This window comes from Acinetobacter sp. GRABPA_MV_2 (assembly GCF_056725885.1).
In genome coordinates, this window is sequence record NZ_JBWZNA010000065.1 from 1 (window position 1) to 835 (window position 835).

1 protein-coding gene is annotated in these 835 nt (G+C 43.1%); it reads left to right on the forward strand.

The window, feature by feature from the left end; translation table 11 throughout:
• Positions 1-835, forward strand: an 835-nt coding sequence (locus ACXM0J_RS18825) for an ABC transporter transmembrane domain-containing protein (protein WP_479750748.1), incomplete at both ends; no start/stop codon positions are given.

Sequence of the window (835 nt, forward strand, 5' to 3'; positions counted from 1 at the left end):
GCGCTACGTTGATATTATGTTTGCCTCACTCATTGCCAATATTTTGGCACTGGCAACCATTGTTTTCTCAATGCAAGTGTATGACCGTGTTGTGCCTTCACAGTCTGTTCCAACCTTATGGGTGCTGGCTGGTGGTGTACTGATTGCCGCTATTTTTGAGTTTACCTTGCGTATATCACGGGTATATTTATCCGATATTATTGGTAAACGAGCAGATTTACTTGTTTCTGACCGTGTATTTGGTCATGCCTTACGCATCAAAAATAAAGACCGTTCAAAGTCTACCGGTAGTTTTATTTCCCAGATTCGTGAGCTCGAAGGTGTTCGTGAACTGGTGACCTCTACCACCATTAGTGCTATTGCTGATTTCCCATTCTTTTTCCTGTTCCTGATCATTTTTGCGATTATTGGTGGAAAGCTATTTTGGGTGATGTTGCTGGTTGTACCACTTATGATTTTGCCGGGTATTCTGGCACAGAAGAAGCTAGCGCAACTCGCACAAGAGGGCATGAGAGAGTCATCAATCCGTAACGCAATTCTTGTCGAAGCGGTGCAGGGTATTGAAGATATTAAGCTATTGCGTGCCGAATCACGGTTCCAAAACCAGTGGAACCACATGAATGAAGTTTCAGCCGATATTGGTATGAAACAACGTAAAATTGTCGGTACCTTAATGGCATGGACCCAAAAGATTCAGGGCTTAACCTATGCAATTGTGGTATTGGTAGGATGTTTTGCCGTAATGGACGGTGAAATGACCACAGGTGCGTTAGTGGCTTGTTCAATTTTATCTTCACGTATGTTGGCACCGATTGCACAGATTACAGGTGTTTTA